Source organism: Nocardioides sp. (assembly GCF_030019515.1).
Lineage (GTDB): Bacteria > Actinomycetota > Actinomycetes > Propionibacteriales > Nocardioidaceae > Nocardioides.
This window is the reverse complement of sequence record NZ_JASEEQ010000007.1, coordinates 103,687-123,719: the sequence shown is the minus strand read 5'-3', so window position 1 is coordinate 123,719 and position 20,033 is coordinate 103,687. Positions and strand designations below refer to the sequence as shown.

Annotated in this window: 19 protein-coding genes; 9 read left to right on the top strand and 10 right to left on the bottom strand. The window is 74.1% G+C overall.

The features are described from left to right. Positions 1 to 107: 107 nt before the first annotated feature. Both QMC84_RS11820 and QMC84_RS11815 read right to left on the bottom strand, forming a co-directional pair. A complete protein-coding gene (locus QMC84_RS11820) occupies positions 108 to 1,250 on the bottom strand; it encodes an ATP-binding protein (protein WP_300374995.1) in 1,143 nt (380 codons plus the stop codon). Then, positions 1,247 to 2,026, bottom strand: coding sequence for a response regulator transcription factor (locus tag QMC84_RS11815; protein WP_300374994.1), 780 nt, complete (start codon positions 2,024 to 2,026; stop codon positions 1,247 to 1,249). Before QMC84_RS11815 ends, QMC84_RS11820 begins: the two co-directional genes overlap by 4 nt. A gap of 130 nt (positions 2,027 to 2,156) precedes the next feature. Between QMC84_RS11815 and QMC84_RS11810 the strand changes: the two genes are divergently transcribed. Next, positions 2,157 to 2,459 carry an SHOCT domain-containing protein gene (locus QMC84_RS11810; RefSeq protein WP_300374993.1) on the top strand — a complete coding sequence of 101 codons (303 nt, stop codon included), beginning with the start codon at positions 2,157 to 2,159 and terminating at the stop codon, positions 2,457 to 2,459. Here QMC84_RS11810 and QMC84_RS11805 read toward each other — a convergent pair. The 5 genes from QMC84_RS11805 to QMC84_RS11785 form a co-directional block, all read right to left on the bottom strand. Further along, positions 2,432 to 3,043, bottom strand: coding sequence for a S8 family serine peptidase (locus QMC84_RS11805; protein ID WP_300374992.1), 612 nt, complete (start codon positions 3,041 to 3,043; stop codon positions 2,432 to 2,434). The two genes, QMC84_RS11810 and QMC84_RS11805, sit on opposite strands and share 28 nt — an antisense overlap. Before the next feature lie 145 nt (positions 3,044 to 3,188). Then, the gene (locus QMC84_RS11800) at positions 3,189 to 4,637 is read right to left on the bottom strand and encodes a type VII secretion protein EccB (protein WP_300374991.1); all 1,449 of its coding nucleotides are present in this window, start codon (positions 4,635 to 4,637) and stop codon (positions 3,189 to 3,191) included. A gap of 9 nt (positions 4,638 to 4,646) precedes the next feature. Then, positions 4,647 to 5,963, bottom strand: coding sequence for a type VII secretion integral membrane protein EccD (gene eccD / locus QMC84_RS11795; protein WP_300374990.1), 1,317 nt, complete (start codon positions 5,961 to 5,963; stop codon positions 4,647 to 4,649). 70 nt (positions 5,964 to 6,033) lie between these two features. After that, a complete protein-coding gene (locus tag QMC84_RS11790) occupies positions 6,034 to 6,330 on the bottom strand; it encodes a WXG100 family type VII secretion target (RefSeq protein WP_300374989.1) in 297 nt (98 codons plus the stop codon). A gap of 70 nt (positions 6,331 to 6,400) precedes the next feature. After that, entirely contained in the window at positions 6,401 to 6,718 is a 318-nt protein-coding gene (locus QMC84_RS11785; protein WP_300374988.1) for a WXG100 family type VII secretion target, read from the bottom strand. 222 nt (positions 6,719 to 6,940) lie between these two features. On the opposite strand from QMC84_RS11785, the gene eccCa reads away from it, so the two are divergent. After that, a complete protein-coding gene (gene eccCa / locus QMC84_RS11780) occupies positions 6,941 to 10,957 on the top strand; it encodes a type VII secretion protein EccCa (protein WP_300374987.1) in 4,017 nt (1,338 codons plus the stop codon). Positions 10,958 to 11,076: 119 nt separating this feature from the next. On the opposite strand, the gene QMC84_RS11775 is transcribed toward eccCa, so the two are convergent. Continuing rightward, a complete protein-coding gene (locus tag QMC84_RS11775) occupies positions 11,077 to 11,526 on the bottom strand; it encodes a nuclear transport factor 2 family protein (RefSeq protein ID WP_300374986.1) in 450 nt (149 codons plus the stop codon). Between the two features lie 152 nt (positions 11,527 to 11,678). Here QMC84_RS11775 and QMC84_RS11770 point away from each other — a divergent pair, with 152 nt between their 5' ends. The 3 genes from QMC84_RS11770 (at position 11,679) to QMC84_RS11760 (ending at position 12,777) form a co-directional block, all read left to right on the top strand. Then, positions 11,679 to 11,918 carry a hypothetical protein gene (locus QMC84_RS11770; protein ID WP_300374985.1) on the top strand — a complete coding sequence of 80 codons (240 nt, stop codon included), beginning with the start codon at positions 11,679 to 11,681 and terminating at the stop codon, positions 11,916 to 11,918. 62 nt (positions 11,919 to 11,980) lie between these two features. After that, positions 11,981 to 12,277, top strand: a complete 297-nt coding sequence (locus QMC84_RS11765; RefSeq protein WP_300374984.1) for a type II toxin-antitoxin system VapB family antitoxin — start codon at positions 11,981 to 11,983, stop codon at positions 12,275 to 12,277. Beyond that, the gene (locus QMC84_RS11760; protein ID WP_300374983.1) at positions 12,277 to 12,777 is read left to right on the top strand and encodes a LytR C-terminal domain-containing protein; all 501 of its coding nucleotides are present in this window, start codon (positions 12,277 to 12,279) and stop codon (positions 12,775 to 12,777) included. The genes QMC84_RS11765 and QMC84_RS11760 overlap by 1 nt, the downstream gene beginning before the upstream one ends. Before the next feature lie 12 nt (positions 12,778 to 12,789). Here the strand turns inward: QMC84_RS11760 and QMC84_RS11755 are convergent, their stop codons facing one another. Beyond that, positions 12,790 to 14,334 carry a potassium/proton antiporter gene (locus tag QMC84_RS11755; protein ID WP_300374982.1) on the bottom strand — a complete coding sequence of 515 codons (1,545 nt, stop codon included), beginning with the start codon at positions 14,332 to 14,334 and terminating at the stop codon, positions 12,790 to 12,792. A 65-nt stretch (positions 14,335 to 14,399) separates the two neighbouring features. Continuing rightward, positions 14,400 to 15,377 (bottom strand): TlpA disulfide reductase family protein, encoded by a 978-nt coding sequence (locus QMC84_RS11750; protein ID WP_300374981.1) that lies wholly within the window; start codon positions 15,375 to 15,377, stop codon positions 14,400 to 14,402. Positions 15,378 to 15,423: 46 nt separating this feature from the next. On the opposite strand from QMC84_RS11750, the gene QMC84_RS11745 reads away from it, so the two are divergent. The 4 genes from QMC84_RS11745 to QMC84_RS11730 all read left to right on the top strand — a co-directional run bounded on the left by QMC84_RS11745 (position 15,424) and on the right by QMC84_RS11730 (position 20,020). Continuing rightward, entirely contained in the window at positions 15,424 to 16,884 is a 1,461-nt protein-coding gene (locus QMC84_RS11745; protein WP_300374980.1) for an FAD-binding protein, read from the top strand. A 44-nt stretch (positions 16,885 to 16,928) separates the two neighbouring features. Beyond that, positions 16,929 to 18,107, top strand: coding sequence for a pyridoxal phosphate-dependent aminotransferase (locus tag QMC84_RS11740; RefSeq protein ID WP_300374979.1), 1,179 nt, complete (start codon positions 16,929 to 16,931; stop codon positions 18,105 to 18,107). Between the two features lie 78 nt (positions 18,108 to 18,185). Then, positions 18,186 to 18,590 carry a hypothetical protein gene (locus tag QMC84_RS11735; protein ID WP_300374978.1) on the top strand — a complete coding sequence of 135 codons (405 nt, stop codon included), beginning with the start codon at positions 18,186 to 18,188 and terminating at the stop codon, positions 18,588 to 18,590. Beyond that, the gene (locus QMC84_RS11730) at positions 18,590 to 20,020 is read left to right on the top strand and encodes a hypothetical protein (RefSeq protein WP_300374977.1); all 1,431 of its coding nucleotides are present in this window, start codon (positions 18,590 to 18,592) and stop codon (positions 20,018 to 20,020) included. Before QMC84_RS11735 ends, QMC84_RS11730 begins: the two co-directional genes overlap by 1 nt. The last annotated feature ends 13 nt before the right edge of the window (positions 20,021 to 20,033 follow it).

Genomic DNA, 20,033 nt, shown 5'->3' with positions numbered 1-20,033 from the left:
CACCTCCGTGTCGACGTGGGTGGTCGTGGTGCGGCCTACGCACCACGAGTGGCACTATACCCCCGGGGGGTATAATCACAACCCGTCTGGCCGCACGGGAGCGCCGTCTACCGCTCCGCCCCCGGCAGGCGCACCGTGAACGTGGTGCCCCGCCCGGCACCGGCGCTGGCCGCGAAGATGCCACCCCCGTGCCCCTCGACGAGGGCCCTGGCGATCGCCAGGCCGATGCCGGAGCCGCCACGCGCCCGGTCGCGGGCGGCGTCGGCGCGGTAGAAGCGATCGAAGAGGTGCGGCAGGTGCTCGGCCGCCACGCCCTCGCCGGTGTCCGCGACCTGGAGCTCGACCCAGGACTCGATGCGCCGGCAGGACAGCGTCACGGTGCCGCCGGCCGGCGTGTGCCGGAGCGCGTTGTCGAGGAGGTTGGCGAGGACCTGGCCGATCCGCTCCGGGTCGACCTCGATCCGACCGGCGTCCGCGAGCTCGAGCTGCAGCCGCACGCCCTGGGCGTCGAACCGGTCGCGCACCCCGTCCGCCGCGGCCCTCGCCAGGCCCACGGCCGCGACGGGCCGCTTCTCGATCTGCAGGCTGCCCTCCTCCGCGGTGGACACGGCCGCGACGTCCTCGGCAAGCCGGCGCATCCGGCGGGTGGCGGAGCCGATCACGGCCAGGGTGTCGGCGTCGAAGGACCGGACCCCGTCCTCGACAGCCTCGAGGTGGGCCTCGACGGTGGCCAGCGGAGTGCGCAGCTCGTGTGCCAGGTCGGCCAGCATCCGTCGCCGGGTCGTCTCGGTCGCCTCCAGGCGGGTCGCCAACCGGTTGTAGCTGGTGGCGAGCATGGAGAACTCCCCGCCCAGTCCCGGGTCACGCACCCGGGCGCCGTACCGACCGTCAGCGATCTGAGCGGCCGCGTCGGCCACGTTGCCGATCGAGCGCTGCACCCGCCTGCTGAAGTACCAGGAGACGGCCAGGGCGGCGAGCACCGAGACGACCAGGGCCAGCGCGATCGAGATCAGGAGCGCCGAGGCGAAGGCGTCCTCGACGTGCTCGGTCTCCGAGGCGCTGTGCGCGACCCCGGCCTGCTCGAGGTGGTCGTGGAAGATGCCGGGACCGACCACGGACGCGACCAGCCAGGTGGTGAGCGCGCCCGCCACGAGCACCAGGGCCTGCGCCACGACCAGGCGGGTGGCGAACCGCGGCCAGGACCGCCCGGCGCGAGGGGAGGCGCCCGCGCCCGATCCGGCCCGGGTCATTCGCCCCGGCCCATCCGGTAGCCGATGCCCCGGACGGTCCGGACATACCTGCCCTCCGCGGCGGCGTCGCCGAGCTTGTGCCGCAGGTGGCCGACGTGGACGTCGACGAGGTGCTCGTCGCCCACCCAGGTGGGCCCCCAGACCGCGTCGATCAGCTGGCGTCGGCTGAACGCCATGCCCGGCCGCCGGGCCAGGGTGGCGAGGACGTCGAACTCGGTGCGGGTGAGCGGGACCGCACGGTCCTCGAGCCACACCTCGCGCCCGTCGAGGTCGATCGCGAGGTCTCCGAAGAGCAGGGACGTCCCGCCGTCCGTGTCGAGGCCTCCCGCCGCGTGGCCGAGCGGGCGTGGCCGCCGGAGCATCGCCTGGATGCGGGCCATCAGCTCCCGGGGGCTGAACGGCTTCGTCAGGTAGTCGTCGGCGCCGACCGACAGGCCGATCAGGGTGTCGACCTCCTCGCTGCGGGCGGTCAGCATCACGACGTACGCGTCGGAGAAGGTCCGCAGCCGGCGGCACACCTCCACGCCGTCCAGTCCGGGCAGGCCCAGGTCCAGGACCACCACGTCCGGGTCGACCTCGCGCGAGCGCGCCACCGCCTCGAGGCCGTCGTGGACGACCGTGACCTCGAAGCCGTCACGCTCGAGGTAGCTGCCGACCAGCCGGGCCAGCTCCGGCTCGTCCTCGACCACCAGGGCCCGCTGCCCCGACCCGGGACGGGCCGGCTCGTCGGAGCGGGGCGAACGGCCCGGCGTCCCTGCGGTGCCGCCATCGACCATGTCGCCCATCCTGACAGCCGGCCATCGTCGGAACGGCGCTCGGACCGGCACCGGCCGGCATCTTCAGCAAACCTTGACGTGACCACGACGACGAACCCGGGGTTCACGGCGCACGGTGGGGTTCGAGAGGATGTCTGCGAAGGAGCTGAGGACGATGATGGGTTGGTACCACGACGGCACGGGCTGGGGCGGCTGGGTGCTGATGACGATCTTCATGGTCGGCTTCTGGGGCCTGGTCGTGTTCGCCGTTATCGCGCTGTTCCGGGGCACCCGCAGCGGCGGCGAGTGGGCGCCGGAGCACCGCGACCCGATCCAGATCCTCGACGAGCGGTTCGCGCGCGGCGAGATCGACGAGGACGAGTACCACGCGCGCAGCGCGGTGCTGCGCGGGTCCGGGCGCTACAGTCACCGTCCGGACCGCGGCACCCACTGACCGGGCTGGACGTCAGCACGGCTCCGGCGCCGCGCGAGGACCGGGCGGAGCAGCAGCACGACGACGAGGCCGCCGCCGCCGATCAGACCCACCACACCGCGTCGTGCGGGTGTCGGCAAGCAGGTCCGCGGGGCGCTCGGGGGCGAGCGCACGCACCGCGTCGTGCTCGACCGTGGTGACCTGACCGCGCCGTCGGGGCGCGGGTCGAGGGGTCGCGTGAGCGCCTGGAGGGGCTGGACCACGCCGACCCCGGTCAGCCGCGTGGGCGCGGCCGTGGTGCCGTTGGCGGTGTCGAGCAGCCGCGCGACCGCCTGCGCCGGCCGGTCGTGCGGATAGCGCGAGCGCAGCAGCGCGAGCACGCCGCTGACCTCGGCGGCCGACCACGACGTCGCCACCTCGGGGACCACGCAGGTCGCGCCGTTGACCGCCACCGACAGGAGGCCGTACGTCGGTGCCGCGAGGTCGGTGTCCGAGCCGGGCAGCACGAAGTCGGTCACGGGCGCCCCGCTGGGCTCGCCGCCGAGCTCGGCGGAGAGGAAGCCGCCCTCGTCGGGACGGTTGCCGTTGGCGGCGACCACCACCACGCCGGCCCGCCCGTCCCGGCGAACAGGTTCTGCGCCTTCTCGATCCCGAGCAGCCGGAGTGGCTCGCTATCGGCCGGGGTGCCGCCGAGCAGCCCGGCCCCCACGGCGACCACGGCCACCCCAGCGGCCGTCGCGGCGGCGGCGGTCATGCGCACGACGGGCCGTCCTGGGCACCGGCCGGGGCGGGCGGGCAGAGCGCGAGGTTCTGCGAGAGCGGCACGCCGGCACCGAACAGCTTCACCCAGGTGTCGGGGACCACCGGCGCCGGGAAGTCGGCGTACCCGAGCAGGTCGGCGGTCCCGTCGCCGTCGAGCGGGTTCGCGCGCCCCTTCGCGTCGATCACGACCGGCTGCGGATCGCGGGCGCCCTCGGGGCTGGCGGACAGGACGTACGCGCCGCGGCCCGGGTCGACGCCCACCTCCGCGTGCCCGGGCAGGACGTCGCGGGCGTCGAAGCCGGTGCCCGGGCCCTGCGCGAGCTGCACGACAGCCGCCCCCTCGCCGGCCGCCACCAGCACGGCGCAGGGGTCGGTCACCGTCTCCTCGACCGGCGCCGTCGGCCAGCGCCGGTCCGGGCCGGGGAGTCGGGTCCTGGCGAGGTCGGGGAACCGGTCGACGGGCAGCACCCGGGGCGTCCCGCGGCCAGGGGTGCGGGTGTTGGCGTAGACCGCGAGGGCGAACGGGTCGAGGTCGGCGGGGCCGTCCTCGGTCAGCACCACGGCGTCGCCGTCGGCGTCGCGCAGGACGTCACCGACCCGGGCCCGGCCCGGCACTCCGGCCGCGTCCCACGCGTCGGGTCGCTCGCCGACGCCCCCGAGCCCGAAGCTCTCCCAGTCGAGTGCCGCGCCGAACGGGAACAGGTCGAGCCACCCACGAGGAACGCTGGGCGCGAACACCCGGGCCGGCAGGTCCAGGGCGCCGAGCAGGTTGTCGACGGTGTCTCCGCCCGGGAGCCGGAGGGCGTACGCCGCAGCCGGGTCGTCGCCGAGCCGCTCGGAGGCGATCAGGTAGAACGACCCGTCCACCTCGACGACCTGGGCGGCGTCGGGCGCGGGCCGGACGTCGGGGTCGACGGCCACCCGGACCCGCATCCCCCGGTCGTCGCCGGTGCAGGAGGTCCAGCCGGTCTCGACGAGCCGGTCGGGCGCGGGCAGGCTGGCCGGCGCGCCCAGGATGCCGATGTCGTCGCCGATCCGCTGGTCGTCGATCGTGTCCTGGGAGATCAGCATCGGCTCGACGTCGGCGCCGAGGATCAGCGTGGCCGAGGTGATGTTGATGACCGGCCTCAGCTCGACCTGCTCCCCGGGCTCGGGGGCGGACCCGTCGGCGCCCGGGAGGATCACGTAGGCCTGCCCCGTCTCCTTGGAGACGATCAGCCCGTTGGTCGTCCAGCCGTCGGGGGTCCGTGGGGCGAGGACGCCCGCGATCGCCGCCCCCGCGGCGAGCAGCATCGCGAGCGCCAGACCGCCGACGATGGTGCGGCCCGGTCGGCTCGGCTCGACCTCGCGGCCACCCGGCGCGCCCGAGACGAACGCCGTGACGAGCCGGCGCCGGCCGAAGGAGTACGCCTCGACGAGGTCCTTCTTGGTGGCCATGTCGAGGCCTCAGGACCGGATGGCGTCGAACAGGCCGGCGGCCACGACGAGCAGCGGCAGGAGGGCCAGCAGGGTGACGGTCTCGGCGAGGTCGCCGAGCCGGCCGCGGCGGACCGACGGCGTCGCGGGCAGCATCGTGAGCGCGAGGAGCGCCGCCCCGGTCGCGGCGAGCACGACCGCGGCGGTCGGGCGCCAGGTCGGGTGCAGCCACAGCATCGAGACCGCCACCGCCACCAGCCCGGCGACGCCGGAGACCAGTCCGACCAGGACCTCGGAGCCGGTGCGGTACTGGCGGGTCCGCAGCATCACGACCAGGGAGCACAGCGCAGCGAGGACCGTCCCGGCCACCCCGAGCGACACCGCCAGCGGCGCGACCACGACGAGGAGCAGGCCCACCGTCGCCGAGACGGCGACCAGGATCCCGTGGGCCGCGCGGGCATCCGCGGCGACCCGGGCCGGGTCGACCGGCCGCGGCTCGGCGGTGATGTCCGCGACCGTGTACATCTGGTCGACCGGCGTGCCCGTGACGGCGAGGGCCAGCCAGGGCAGCACGCTCCCGGCGATGACGACGAGGACCAGCGTGATCGTCGGCACGACCGCCGGCTCGAGCTCCGCGACCCGCGTCACCAGTCCGGTGGCGAGGAGGATCGCGCCGACGACGACCGGCGGGATCGCCAGCGCACGGCCCTCGCCGAGCCCGACCAGGCAGGCCAGGCCGATGAGCAGGACGGCGCCACCCGCGGCGGCGACGGGCAGCCCGAAGAACGGGTCGTCGTCGGTCACCAGCGTCAACCCCGCGACCGCGGCGTACCCCGTCGCCATCCAGGCGACGGCGACCGCGGCCTCGGTCTCCCGTCGCGCCCGGGAGAGCACGACGGCACCGGCGGTCAGCGCGACCGCGACGACGGCGGCCGCGACGGCGGCGAGCAGCGAGCCGCGCTGGATCAGCAGCGCCACCGCGCCGAGGGCCATCAGCAGCCCGGCCGCGACCAGGGCGGTACGGCGTCCCGATGCCGGCTCCCAGGGCTTGAGGTCGTGCTCGACCACGTCGGCCATCGCCTCGACGACGTCGTCGTAGGCGCGCGGCGGCTCGTCGTCGACGCCGGCCGCGACGGTGAGCACACCGCCGTCCTCGACGCCTTGGATGATCAGGCCGGCGTCGGTGGCGAGCTCGCGCCCCTCGACCGTCACCAGGCGGTAGCCGGCGTAGACGGTCGCCGGGTCGAGCAGGCCGACGCTGCGGGCCAGCTCGGGGACGAGCTCGGCGACCGGGACGGAGCCCGGCAGCAGGAGGTCCACCCGACGGGTCGCCGACGCGACGCTCACCCGCAGTAGGTCGCGCCTGCCCACCGGCACCGGACTCCTGGACGCCACCGGGCTCATCGGTGCGGCCCGCTCAGATCTCGAACGACGCCGCGCCACGCCGGTCGGCGGCGCGGTACTCGGCGTTCGACCGGGCCACGGTGCTGCTGGTCTCCTGCAGCAAGCCCTTCATCTCCTGCATGGCGCGGTCCCAGGTGGCCTTGGCGGTCGTGTAGGCCTGCTGAGCGTTGCCGGTCCAGTCGCTGCGCAGTGGCGCGAGCTCCGACTCGAGCCGGTTGAGCCGGTCGTCGATCCGCCTGACGGCCTGGCCGAGGTCGTCGGCGACCGTGTCGAGGCCGGCGTGGTTGACGCGAAGTCCGTCGAGAGCCATGTCCTTCACTCCTGATGTCGTGGGGGATGTCGTGGGGGATGTCGTGGGGTTGTCGTGGGGTGCGGTGGTCTCAGCCGAGGCGGCCGGCGACGCGGTGGTAGGTCGACGACTGGGTCTCGTCGGTGCGCGTGAAGTCCCGCTCGGTCGAGGCCAGGGACCCCTCGAACTCGTGGAGGGCGCTGGTGATCACGCGCTGCTTCTCGGTCCAGGCCAGGTGCAGCGCGAAGAACGCCGCACCGCCGGACCCGACCCAGGCGCTCTGCTGGGCGAGGATCTGTCGCTCCAGGCTCTTGCTCAGGACGTCGAAGTCTCCCCTGGCCTCGGCCACGAGGCCGGCGGCACGGCTGAGTGTCCCCTCGCCCTGTCCCATCTCCGGTGCGTGTGACATGTCGCCAACTCCTTCCCCCGGCGGCACGTCGCCGCTCGAGAATCGCTGATGCGGTCGGGCGATCCGCTCGGTGTCGGCCCGAGCCGGACACGGGTCGTCTGCCCGAGGCCGTCGCGACCGAAACGGCCTCCCACACGGGCTGTGGAGAACCCCCGCAGGCACCTCGTCCACAGGCCGGGCCAGGGACGCGTCGGGCGCGCGCCGGTCGGGTAGGTCCTCCCCGTGAGCACGACGCTGCGCAAGCCTCTGGACACGACGCTGGGTACGACGCCGCCGCATCCGCGCCCCGAGCGACCGGAGCTGCCGACCGGCCGCATCGTGCTCGAGGCTGCCCCTCGGCTCGACCCGAGCGAGGGCGCGAGCGGCGTGCTGATGAACGCGATCCCGATGCTCGGGAGCGTGGGCTCCATCGTGCTGGTCGTCAGCATGAGCGGCACCAACGGCGGTCGCGGCCTCATCGCCGCCGGCATGTTCCTGTGCGCGACGATCGGGTTCGTCGGGGTGCAGGTGGACCGGCAGCGCACCCAGCGCACTCGGCAGGTGACCGGCTCGCGCACGGCGTACCTGCGCTACCTCTCCGGCATCCGCGAGGTCGCCCGCGAGGCCGCCGACCAGCAGCGCCGGGCCCTGACCTGGCAGCACCCCGACCCCTCGGCGCTGCCCGCGCTCGCCGGCGAGCGGTCCCGGGTCTGGGAGCACGCGACCTCGGACCCGACCTTCCTCCACGTGCGGTACGGCGTGTGCGCCCAGCCGCTGTCCCTCGAGCTGGTCCCGCCGGAGAGCACGCCGATCGACCAGGTCGACCCCGCCGCGGCGTCGGCGCTGCACCGGCTGCTGGTCGTGCACCGGCTGCAGCCCGACCTGCCCGCCTCGATCGACCTGCGCGCCTTCGACCGGATCGAGGTGTGCGGCCCGGAGGAGCCGGCCCGCTCGCTGGCCCGGTCCCTGATCTGCTCCGCCACCGCCTTCCACTCCCCCGACCATCTGGCCGTCGCGGTGCTGACCTCCGAGCGGCACCTGGCGCACTGGGACTGGCTCAAGTGGCTGCCGCACGCCCAGAGCGGCCGGCTCACCGACGCCGTCGGTCCGATGCGGATGGTGTCGACCTCGCCCTCCGACCTGGCAGCGCTGCTCCCGCCCGACCTGAGCGAGCGACCGCGCTTCGGCGCCGACGAGCGCGCGGCGACGCCGCACCTGCTGCTCGTCATCGACGGCGGCGAGCTACCGCCCGGCAACCACGTCGTACCTCCGGATGGCCTGCACGGTGTCACGCTGCTGGACCTGCCGGCCCGGTGGGACGAGCTCGAGGACGCCACCCGGCTGCGGATCCAGCTCACCGCGGAGCCGGCGGCCGACGGCCGGCACCCGGTGCTCGCGCTGCGGCTGCGGGAGGAGCCGATCCGGGCCCGGGCCGACCAGTGCAGCGTCGCGACCGCGGAGGCGCTGGCCCGCCGGCTGACGCCGCTGCACACGATCGCCGCCGGCGGCGCCGAGCTGGGCGCCGGCGAGATCGCCGGCGCGGCGGACTATCTCGAGCTGCTCGCGCTGGGCGACGTGCACACCCTCGACCCGGCGACGGCCTGGCGTTCGCGCCCGGCCCGCGACCGGCTGCGGGTGCCCATCGGGCTCGGCGAGGGCGGCTCGGTCGTGCACCTGGACATCAAGGAGTCGGCCCAGCAGGGCATGGGCCCGCACGGCCTGGTGATCGGCGCCACCGGCTCCGGCAAGTCGGAGTTCCTGCGCACGCTGGTGCTCGGCCTCGCGCTCACGCACTCCCCCGAGCAGCTCAACATGGTGCTCGTCGACTTCAAGGGCGGCGCGACGTTCGCGGGGATGTCCGAGCTGCCGCACGTCTCGGCGGTGATCACCAACCTCGCCCAGGAGCTGACCCTCGTCGACCGCATGCAGGACGCGCTGTCCGGCGAGATGGTGCGCCGCCAGGAGCTGCTCCGGGAGACCGGCAACTACGCCTCGGTCCGCGACTACGAGCGGGCCCGGGCCGGCGGCGAGAACCTGGACCCGCTGCCGTCGCTGTTCATCGTCGTCGACGAGTTCTCCGAGATGCTGTCTGCCAAGCCGGAGTTCATCGACCTGTTCGTCGCGATCGGCCGGCTCGGCCGCTCCCTGGGCCTGCACCTGCTGCTCGCGTCGCAGCGCCTCGAGGAGGGCCGGCTGCGCGGACTCGAGTCGCACCTGTCCTACCGGATCGGGCTGCGCACATTCAGCGCCGCCGAGTCCCGCACCGTCCTCGGCGTCCCCGATGCCTACGAGCTGCCGGCCGACCCGGGGCTCGGCTACCTCAAGCCCGACCAGGCCACGATGCTGCGGTTCAAGGCGGCCTACGTGTCCGGCCCGCCGGCGGGCCGGGCGCGGGTACGCCGGGACGAGGGCGGTCGCGTGCAGGGGATCCTGCCCTTCACGATCGCCGAGGTGCTGGCCCTCGACGTGGCCGAGCCGGAGCCGGAGCCCGTGGTCGTCGAGCAGCCCGGCGACCAGGAGTCGCTGCTCGACCTCGCCGTACGTCGGATGGCCGGGCACGGCCCGGCGGCCCACCCGGTCTGGCTGCCGCCGCTGGACGTCCCCGACACGCTCGACGACCTGATGCCGGATCTCACCGAGGACCCCCGGCTCGGCGTCGTCTCCCCGCACTGGCGCCGGCTGGGCGGGCTGGTCGTCCCGCTCGGCACGGCCGACCGGCCCCGCGAGCAGCGGCGCGACACGTTGACCGTCGACCTGGGCGGTGCGGGCGGCCACGCGGCGGTCGTCGGCGGGCCGCGCAGCGGCAAGAGCACGCTGTTGCGGACGCTGGTCGCGAGCATCTCGCTCACCACGACCCCGCAGGAGTCGCAGTTCTACGTGCTCGACTTCGGCGGCGGGACGTTCTCGCCGTTCGTGGACCTGCCGCACGTCGCGGGCGTCGCCACCCGCTCGGAGTCGGACGTGGTCCGCCGCATCGTCGCGGAGGTGCGCGGCGTCGTCGACCGGCGCGAGGCCCACTTCCGCGCCCACGGGATCGACTCCATCGAGACCTACCGCTCGCGCCGCGCCGCCGGCCGCGTGGACGACGGGTACGGCGACGTCTTCCTCGTCGTCGACGGCTGGGGCACGCTGCGCGCCGACTTCGACGACCTCGAGCTCGAGCTCCAGCAGCTCGCGACCCGCGGCCTCACCTTCGGGCTGCACCTGCTGGTCGGCGCCGCCCGGTGGGCCGACTTCCGGACGGCCGTGCGAGACCTGTTCGGCACCCGCCTCGAGCTGCGCCTGGGCGACCCGATGGACTCCGAGATCGACCGCAGGACCGCGACGCTCGTGCCCACCGGGCGGCCCGGCCGGGGGTTGACGACCAGCCGCCTCCACTTCCTCGCCGCATTGCCGCGCATCGACGGCTCGGCCGACGTCGAGTCGCTCGGCGACGGGGTCGGCGACCTGATCAAGCGGGTCGCCGCCGCCTGGACGGGCCCGTCCGGGCCCAAGCTGCGACTGCTGCCCGAGATGATCGGCCTGGACGACGTTCGGGCCCTCGCCCGGCCCGGCGCCGACGACCGGCGCCTCCTGATCGGCGTCAACGAGGCCGACCTCGGCCCGGTGGCGCTGGACGCGGACGCCGAGCCGCACCTGCTCGTGTTCGGGGACGGCCGGTCCGGCAAGAGCGCGCTCCTGCGCGGCTACGCCCGCGAGGTGATGCGCACCCGCACGCCCGAGCAGGCGCAGCTGGTCGTCGTCGACTACCGGCGCTCGCTGCTCGGCGAGGTGCCCGAGGAGTACCTCCTCAACTACCTCACCTCCGCCACCCTGGCGCAGCCGGCGATCCGGGACCTCGCGTCGTACCTGGAGTCGCGCCTCCCCGGCCCCGACGTCACCCCCGACCAGCTCCGCAACCGGTCCTGGTGGAGCGGCGCGGAGGTGTTCGTGCTCGTCGACGACTACGACCTGGTCGCCACCCAGCAGAACTCGCCGGTGCAGGCGCTGCTGCCGCTGCTGCCGCAGGCCCGTGACGTCGGCCTGCACCTGGTCGCGGCCCGGCGCTCCGGCGGCGCGTCGCGCGCGCTCTACGAGCCGGTGATCCAGTCGCTGCGCGACCTCGCGATGCCGGGCCTGCTGCTCTCCGGAAGCCCCGACGAGGGCCCCCTCCTCGGCAGCCACAAGCCGCAGCCAGCACCGCCGGGCCGGGGCCGGCTGGTCACCCGCGACCGCGGCGCCGAGGTCGTCCAGCTGGCGTGGTGCGAGCCGAGCCTGTGACCTCGGTCCGCCGCGCCGTTGCGAGGTTCATCGGCCGGCCGACAGAACTCGTGCCTGGACGATGAAGCTTTGTCGTCCAGGGTCGGGTTTCATCGGCCGGCCGATGAAACCCGCCTCCCTCACACGTGGGTGTGCTCGCCGGGGCCGTTGATCCTCAGGCCGGGCAGGTCGGCGAGGTCGTAGGTCATCTCGAAGGTACGGCGGTAGCCGGTGTGGGCGACCCGCCAGCCGTCCGGGGTCCGGGCGTAGCGGTCCTCGTAGAACGCGGCGCCCTCGAGCATGAACTTGAAGGCCGGGACGATCACCTTGTCCTGGAGGTACCACCGGCCGGTCGCGGTGTCGCCCTCGACGGCGATCTCGGGGTGGTGGGCCTGGTGCAGGGTGAGCAGCCCCTCCCCGAGGTTCTCGCGCATGTAGGCGACCAGGGCCGCGCGGTCCGCGAAGACCAGGCCGTTGTAGTCGCCGGTGGCCTCAGGCAGGAAGCAGTCCGCGAACTCGTCCCAGCGCTTGGTGTCCAGGGTGCGCAGGTAGCGGTACTTGAGCTGGCAGATCCGGTCGATGTCATCCACGAAACTAGAACGTATTCCAGTTTCGGATCCTTGGTAAGTCGTCCGTTGACCAGGGGTTAACGCGGAGTCAACCTCCCCGGCATCGGACTTCGGCACGCTGGATGCCGAAGCCGCTCGCGCCTCGAGCGGCCCGACGATCGACGGAGGCCGACATGGACGACCGGGACGACCGGGACCAGCGGGACCAGCGGGACATGGACCGTCCCAGCCCGCCCGGCGGTCACCACGGCGGTCGCCACGGCGGGGACCTGGACCGGGTCGGCGACCAGCGCACCCGGCTGCGGCTGCGGCACGCCGAGCGGCTCACCAGCCTGATGGCGGAGCGCGGTGACCTGCGCGGCGTCCACGCCCTGGCCGACTACTTCGACGACGCGGTGCGCTGGTCGGCCTGACCCGGGTGCGTACCGACGGCGAGCGCGGTCGGGGCCGCGGAGCCCCTCGTTATAGTCGCGACGTGATCTTCAAGCGCGTCGGCGACGGGCGGCCGTACCCCGACCACGGGCTCTCGTCGCGTGCCTGGGCCGCGGTGCCACCCCGGCAGGTCCGCCTCGACCAGCTCGTCACGACCAAGGACACCCTCCAGCTCGCGGCCCTCCTCGACGAGGACTCCACGTTCTACGGCGACCTGTTCGCGCACGTGGTCGAGTGGCGGGGCGAGTTCTACCTCGAGGACGGCCTGCACCGCGCGTTGCGCGCCGCGCTCCAGCAGCGCAACGTCCTGCACGCCCGGGTCCACAGCCTGGAGGACTGATGCGCGAGGGGGCTCGGTCGGCGATCACGATCTCGGTGCTCGGCCTGCTCCTCGTGGCGGCCGCCCTCTGGGGCTGGTCCGCGGCCACCGACCCGCTCCCGGCGAAGGTCGACACCCCGATCTGCGTGGACCGGACCGTCGAGGCCGGCACCAAGGTGTTCGCCCAAGATGTCACCGTCAGCGTCTACAACGCCGGCATCCGTGAGGGACTGGCCGGACGCACCATGCAGCTGCTCACCGACGACGGGTTCGCGGAGGGCAACAGCGGCAACGTGAGCGCCCGGGTCGACGTCGTGCAGATCTGGACGCTGGAGCCGCAGAACCCCGCCGTCCGGCTGGTGGCGAGCCGGCTCGGCCCGGACGTCGAGATCGAACGGCGCGACGGACCAGGGGTCGGCGTCGCGGTCGTGGTCGGCGACGGCTTCCGGGACCTGGTCGACGGGCGCCGCTCGGTGGCGGCCCAGGACGACGCCACCATCTGCAGCCCGCCGGTGGGCTAGCCAGGCCAGGTTCTAGGGGCCGAGCGGTCGGTCCGGCTGCTTGCGGGCCGGCCTCTCGACCAGCCACTGGGCCAGCCGGCCGCGCTCGCTGACCTGGCGCAGCCGCTCCTCGGTCTGCCAGCGCAGCTTGCGCGGCGTGACGACCAGGAGGTCGTCGCCGTGCCGCAGGACGGTACGCCGCTCGGGCACCAGCGTGTTGCCGTCCCGGATCACCATCGATACCGAGGCGCCGCGCGGCAGCCGGAGCTCGCCGACCTCGACGCCGTGCATCCGCGAGCTCGGGGCGATCGAGACCTGCAGCAGGTCGGCCGCGATCCGCTCCAACGGCGCGGCTTCGACCTCGAGCCCCCGCGGCTCCGAGCGCCGGGCGACCCGCAGGATCCGGGCCACGAGCGGCAGGGTCGGGCCGGTCAGGACCGTGAAGAGGACGACCATGACGAAGACCAGGTCGAAGAGGCGATCCGCGTGGTCGACGCCCTCGGCCAGCGGGATGGTCGTGAGCACGATCGGCACCGCGCCGCGCAGTCCGGCCCAGGACACGAACGAGAGCTCACGCCACGGCAGCGGTTGGACCACCGCGCTGACCAGCACCGACAGCGGCCGGGCGGCGAAGGTGAGGATCAGGCCCGCGACGATGGCCAGCCCCACGGTCGAGAGGCTGATCCGTCCCGGGGAGAGCAGCAGTCCGAGCGTGACGAACAGGCCGATCTGGGACAGCCAGGCGAGCCCCTCGGCGAAGGAGCGGGTCGCCGCCCGGTGCGAGAGGTCGGAGTTGCCGAGCACCAGGGCCGCGACGTAGACCGCGGCGAAGCCGGATCCGTGCACGAACGTGGCGGCGCCGTATCCCAGGAAGGCCAGCGTCAGCACCGCGAGCGGGTAGAGGCCCGAGGAGGGCAGCGCCACCCGGCGCATCAGCCAGGCGCCGCCGTACCCGGCGGCCAGGCCGAGGGCGACGCCGATCGCGAGCTCGTAGGCGACGATGCCGACCATGGCGGGTACGCCGTTGTCCTCGACCGCCCCGCTCGAGATCAGCGTGACCAGGACGACGGTCGGGGCGTCGTTGAGGCCGGACTCGGCCTCGAGGGTCCCGGTCAGCCGCTTGGGCAGGGGCACCACGCGGAGCACGGAGAACACCGCGGCCGCGTCGGTCGGCGAGGTGACCGCGCCGAGCAGGACCGCCAGCCCCCACGGCATGCCGAGCAGGTAGTGCCCGCCGATGGCGACCACCGTGACCGACACCGCCACGCCGAGCGTGGCCAGCGAGACGCCGAGCCGGATGCAGCCACGCATCTCGGACCAGCTCGTGGTCAGGCCGCCCTCGGCGAGGATCATCGCCAGCGCGGCGAAGCCGACCGCGTGCGCGACCTCGTAGTTCTCGAACTGGATGCCGACGCCCGACTCGCCGAGCGCGACGCCCATGAGCAGGTAGATCAGCAGGCTCGGCAGGCCGGCGCCGGTGGAGACCCGGACCGCCAGGATCGCCAGCAGCGTGACCGCAGAGCCCACGAGGATGAACGTGTCGAGATCGTGGACGTCGAACGACACGGAGCGGATCACCTCGGCCTCGTCGCGGGGCGGGGTCGCAGTCTATCGGTGCGACGGCCCGCAGCGCGCCGCGCGCGTCAGCCGGTGGGCGTGTAGCCGGGTCGTCCGGCGGCGTCCCACTCCTCCCAGAACGAGGTGAACTCCCCGCCGAGGAAGGGGTCGCCGCCGGTCATCGCGATCCCGCCGCGGCGCACCGTCCAGTCCCAGGGCGCCAGCTCCTGGGCGAGCGCGAGCTGCGCCTTCGCCGCCTCCGTGCGCCCCCTGCGCTGGTGGTGGGCGGCGATCCGGCGGTGGGCGAGGGCGAGCTGCTCGGCGTCGGTGCGCACGACCGGGGCGACCCCGGCGCTCTCGGGCAGCGTGCCGTCCCGCACCCAGGCGCGCAGCAGGTCGTGGTGGCGGGCGCTCTCGATCCGGGTGAACTCGACGAACTGGTCGTCGCCGGGCGCGATGGTCGGCGGCTTGACGATCCGGTCCTGCTCGTCGACCCACACGACCGAGGGGACGTTCGTGATGCCGTACCGCTCGGCGGTGACGTGCGCGGTGTCGACCGCGACCGGGTACGTCGGTGCCGCGGCCTCGATCCAGGGCCGCGCGTCCTCGGGGTCCGCGTCCAGTGCGACCGAGAAGAGCCGGAGCCCGGCGTCGGCCAGCTCGTCCTGGAGCCGCTGCCACCCGCCGAGCTCGTGGCGGCAGCCGCACCACGACGCCCAGACCACCAGCACCCGCTTGTGGCCGGAGTGGGCGTCGAAGGACAGCTCGGCGCCGTCCACGCCGCGCAGGGTCAGCGGCGGCGCGATGCCGCCGGCCAGCTGCCGACCGCGCGTCGCCGCCGAGGGTGCGAGCGCGATCACCTCACGGTCGCGCGCGACGACGAGGCCCAGCGCGTCGACCAGTGCGTCGACCGCGGGGCGGCCCCGCAGCGGCACGCAGGTCCGGTCCCGGCACAGCCCCTCCGGCTTGACCTCCCAGCCCAGGGCCTCCACCAGGCCCGCCTCGTCGTCGAGGCCGCCCGGGAGCTCGTGCTCCTCGCCGTCCGCGTCGATCAGGGTCAGCACGACGGACAGGATCGCACGAAACTGGAACTTGTTCTAGATTCTTCCCATGAGCAGAGGCACCGAGATCCCCGCCGTCCTCCCGGCCGACGTGCTGGCCGGCGCGCCGTCGTACGACGTCGTCGTCGTGGGGTTCGGGATCGCCGGCGGCTGCGGCGCGCTCGAGGCGGCCCGCGCGGGGGCCCGGGTGCTGCTACTGGAACGGGCGGCGGTGCACGGCGGCACCTCGAGCATGTCCGGGGGCCACTTCTACCTCGGTGGCGGGACCGCCGTGCAGCGCGCGACGGGGCACGAGGACTCCCCCGAGGAGATGTACAAGTACCTCGTCGCGGTCTCCAAGGAGCCCGAGCACGACAAGATCCGCGCCTACTGCGAGGACTCCGTCGAGCACTTCGACTGGCTGGAGGCGCTGGGCTTCGAGTTCGAGCGCAGCTACTACCCCGAGAAGGCCGTGATCCAGCCTGGCACCGAGGGGCTGATGTACACCGGCAACGAGAAGGTCTGGCCCTATCCGGAGCAGGCACGGCCCGCACCCCGCGGCCACAAGGTGCCGGTGCCCGGGGACACCGAGGGCACCAGGATGGTGATGGACCTGCTGCGCGAGCGGGTCGAGGAGGCCGGCGTCGAGGTGCGCTACGAGACCGGTGCGACCAACCTGGTCGCCGACGAGTCCGGCACCGTCCGCGGGCTGGCCTGGAGGTCGTTCGCCGAGACCGGGTACGTCGCCGCCGGTGGGGTCGTCATCGCCGCCGGTGGCTTCGTGATGAACCCGGACATGGTCGCCGAGCACACCCCCCGGCTGGCGGAGAAGCCGTTCACGCTGGGGTCGACGTACGACGACGGCCTCGGCATCCGGCTCGGCGCGTCGGTCGGCGCGGAGCTCAAGCACATGGACGAGCCGTTCATCACCGCGCCGTTCTACCCGCCGTCCGCGCTGATCACCGGCTTCCTCGTGAACAGGCTCGGCGAGCGGTTCTGCGCCGAGGACTCCTACCACTCGCGCACCTCGCAGTTCGTGATGGAGCAGCCCGACTCCACGGCGTACCTCATCGTCGACAGCGAGCACGTCGAGTACCCGAGGTTCCCGCTGGTGCCGCTCATCGACGGCTTCGAGACGATCTCCGACCTCGAGGACGCGCTGGAGCTGCCGGCCGGGTCGGTCGCCAAGACCCTGGAGCGCTACAACGAGCTGGCCGAGGCCGGCGAGGACGTCGACTTCCACAAGGCGCCGGAGTGGCTGGCGCCGCAGGGCACCGGTCCGTGGGCGGTCTTCGACCTGCGGCTGGGCCACGCGATGTACGCCGGCTTCACCCTCGGCGGGCTCCGCGTCAGCGTGGACGGCGAGGCCCAGCGGCCCGACGGCACGGTCATCCCCGGGCTGTACGCCGCCGGCGCCTGCGCCTCCAACCTCGCCCAGGACGGCAAGGGCTACTGCTCGGGCACCCAGCTCGGCGAGGGGTCGTTCTTCGGCCGCCGCGCCGGGCGGGCGGCTGCGGGGTTCGGCTGCTGACAGCCGGACCCCGCAGCCTCGGCGCTCACCGTAGGGTCGACGCCGTGAGCAGGTTCCAGGTCGCCTCGAGAGCCAACGTGCCGCCGTTCCACGTGATGGACCTGCTGGCGGCGTCGGCGGAGCGGCAGCGCACCCACGGCGACGTGCTCAACCTGCTGGCCGGCCAGCCGATGACGGGCGCGCCGGCGCCGGTGCGCGAGGAGGCCAAGCGGCTGCTCGACTCCGGTGACCCGCTGGGCTACACGCCGGCGGCCGGGATCCGCGAGCTGCGCGAGGCGATCGCGGGCCACCACCGGCGGATGCACGGCATCGACGTCGACCCCGACCAGGTCGTGGTCACCACGGGGAGCAGCGGCGGCTTCCTACTGGCGTTCCTCGCGGCGTTCGAGGTCGGCGACCGGGTGGCGATGGCGCGGCCCGGCTACCCCTGCTACCGCAACGTGCTGACCGCGCTCGGGTGCGAGGTGGTCGAGATCCCGACCGGCCCCGAGACCCGCTTCCAGCCAACGGTCGATCAGCTCGACGCCCTGACCGACATCCGGGGCCTGGTCGTCGCGAGCCCGGCCAACCCGACCGGCACGATGCTGCTCCCGAGCGAGCTGGCCGCGCTCGCGGCGTACTGCGAGGAGCGCGGCATCCAGCTGATCAGCGACGAGATCTACCACGGCATCGAGTACGCCCCGCTCGCCGGCGCGGAGCCGCTGGCCCGCAGCGCCTGGGAGACCAGCCGCGAGGCGGTGGTGTTCTCGAGCTTCTCCAAGTACTTCTCGATGACCGGCTGGCGGATCGGCTGGATGCTCGCGCCCGACCGGCTGCGCCGCGCCGTCGACGTGCTCACCGGCAACTTCACGATCTGCCCGCCGGTGATCGCGCAGCGGGCCTGCCTGGCCGCGTTCGACGAGGCGTCGTACGCCGAGCTCGACGGCCACGTCGCCCGGTACGCCGAGAACCGCCGGGTGCTGCTCGACGGCCTGCCCCGGCTCGGCATCACCGAGCTCGCGCCCGCCGACGGCGCGTTCTACGTGTACGCCGACGTCGGCCACCTCACCGACGACACCATGCGCTTCGCCCGCGAGCTGCTCGCGCGCACCGGCGTCGCCCTCGCCCCCGGCATCGACTTCGACACCGTCGACGGGCCGCGCTTCGTCCGGCTCAGCTTCGCCGGCCCCGGGGCCGACATCGAGCTCGCCCTCGAACGTCTCTCCACAGTGCTCGACCGCTGAGGTTTCTCCACACCCGCGTCCCGGCAAGCCTCCTCCCGACCACGGAGCACACCGAGGGAGCACACCGAGGGGGACCAGATGTACGGGGACACCGACACCATCCGGGCACTCGCCGCCCGGCTGCGCGAGCGCGCGGACGAGATCCGGACCGAGGCCGCGCGACTGGTCGCGCGGGCCGAGCAGGTGCCGTGGGAGGGCCTGGCCGCCCGGGCGATGCGCAGCCATGCGCGCGACCGCGCCGCCGCCCTCGCGCGCACCGCCGCCCTGCACGAGGACGCCGCGGACGCCCTCGACCGGCACGCCCGGGAGGTGGATCGGGTCAAGGACCTGATCGCCGCGATCGAGCGGAAGGTGCGCGGGCTGCTCTCCGGGCTGAAGGACCGGCTGGTCCCCGACGCGCTGGACGGGGTGCTGCACCGGTTCGTCCCACCACCGCCCGGCAGCCGCGAGTGGCTGGGCGTCGACCTGCCGGGACTGGGCTGATGAGCGCCGACATCACCTCGGTCACCGGCGGATCAGCGGGCCTGGCCGCGACGTACGCCGCCGTCCGCGCCCTGGCCGACGCGTACGACGACGCCGGCAGCCGGCTGCGCGGCTGGGCCGCGCTCGGCGCCCAGACGATGGCGAACCCCGACCTCGCCGAGTCCGCGGTCCTCGCGCCGCTGACGTTCGCCGAGGCCGAGGCCGCCGTGCTCGCCGCGACCACCGGCCCGGACGGGGTCCTGGTCGAGTCCCTCGGCTGGGAGGCCGACGCGCTGGCGGTGCGCGCCGTCGTGACGGCCTTCGAGTCGACCGACGCCCTGGTCGGTGCCGCGGTCGACGAACTCGACCGGGCGGTGGGCCGGTCCGTCGGCTTCACCCTGGGCGCGACGGCGCCGGTGCTGGTGCCGGTCCTCGCCGCGACCGCGCCCCTGGTCCCGCCCGTTGTCCGACAGGAGCTCGAGGGCGGGCTCGAGGACTGGGTGGTCGACCACCCGGGCGTGGTGCAGCACGCGGTCAACGGAGGCGGCGGCCTCCTCGAGGGTCTCTGGGACGGCAGCACGCCACTGGCTCCGGGCGGCCCGCTCGGCGTACCGCTCGTCGTCCCCGACACCGCGGCTGGCGCCGGGCTGCTCGCGCTGCTCTACGGACCCGAGGGCCAGGCCGGGGTGGCGGAGCTGCACCCCGAGGTGGGCACCGACCAGGGGCAGCCGACCGACGTCGAGGGGCTGGTCTCCCACCTCGCGACGGTGGCCGGTCTCTCGCCCGACCCGGACTCCCCGCTGAACGGCACCATCGAGGTCCAGACGCTGGACGCCGGCACCGACGGGGTGCGCCACATCGTCTACCTGCCCGGCACCGACGACATCGCGACCCTGCCGTGGACCCAGGACGGCGACGTGCGCGACGCCGGGACCGACCTGCTCTCCGACGCCGGGCACCAGACCGTCTACCAGCAGGGGATCCTGCAGGCGATGGCGCAGGCCGGCATCGGCCCGCACGACCCGGTGCTGCTCGTCGGGCACTCGCTGGGCGGGATGGAGGCGGCCGCGATCCTCGGCCACGGCAGCGACTTCAACGTGACGAACGTGGTCACGGCCGGCGCGCCGACCGCGCAGGTCGACGGGTTCCCGGCCGGCAGCCACGTGCTGTCGCTCGAGCACTACGGCGACGTCGTGCCCGCGCTCGACGGCGCACCCAACCCGGACTCGGTCGAGCAGGTCACGGTCACCTTCGAGGACGACCCCACGGGCATCGTCGACGCGCATGGCTACGGCCACTACCTCGCGGGTGCCGCGGCCGTGGACGGCTCCGCCGACCCGTCCGTGCAGGAGCAGCTCGCGAGCCTGCACGCCCAGGGCTTCCTCGGCGCCGCCGGCGGGCCGGGCGCCAGCGTCGAGAGCCACATCTTCCAGATCGTGCGGCGGCCCTAGCCCCGAGGCACGT

What these genes read in the sequence shown, in the direction of transcription:
- QMC84_RS11820 (WP_300374995.1), bottom strand. Translation starts at nt 1,250, where the DNA reads ATGACCCGGGCCGGATCGGGCGCGGGCGCCTCCCCTCGCGCCGGGCGG.
- QMC84_RS11815 (WP_300374994.1), bottom strand. Translation starts at nt 2,026, where the DNA reads ATGGTCGATGGCGGCACCGCAGGGACGCCGGGCCGTTCGCCCCGCTCC.
- QMC84_RS11810 (WP_300374993.1), top strand. Translation starts at nt 2,157, where the DNA reads ATGTCTGCGAAGGAGCTGAGGACGATGATGGGTTGGTACCACGACGGC.
- QMC84_RS11800 (WP_300374991.1), bottom strand. Translation starts at nt 4,637, where the DNA reads ATGGCCACCAAGAAGGACCTCGTCGAGGCGTACTCCTTCGGCCGGCGC.
- QMC84_RS11790 (WP_300374989.1), bottom strand. Translation starts at nt 6,330, where the DNA reads ATGGCTCTCGACGGACTTCGCGTCAACCACGCCGGCCTCGACACGGTC.
- QMC84_RS11785 (WP_300374988.1), bottom strand. Translation starts at nt 6,718, where the DNA reads ATGTCACACGCACCGGAGATGGGACAGGGCGAGGGGACACTCAGCCGT.
- QMC84_RS11770 (WP_300374985.1), top strand. Translation starts at nt 11,679, where the DNA reads ATGGACGACCGGGACGACCGGGACCAGCGGGACCAGCGGGACATGGAC.
- QMC84_RS11760 (WP_300374983.1), top strand. Translation starts at nt 12,277, where the DNA reads ATGCGCGAGGGGGCTCGGTCGGCGATCACGATCTCGGTGCTCGGCCTG.
- QMC84_RS11745 (WP_300374980.1), top strand. Translation starts at nt 15,424, where the DNA reads ATGAGCAGAGGCACCGAGATCCCCGCCGTCCTCCCGGCCGACGTGCTG.
- QMC84_RS11735 (WP_300374978.1), top strand. Translation starts at nt 18,186, where the DNA reads ATGTACGGGGACACCGACACCATCCGGGCACTCGCCGCCCGGCTGCGC.
- QMC84_RS11730 (WP_300374977.1), top strand. Translation starts at nt 18,590, where the DNA reads ATGAGCGCCGACATCACCTCGGTCACCGGCGGATCAGCGGGCCTGGCC.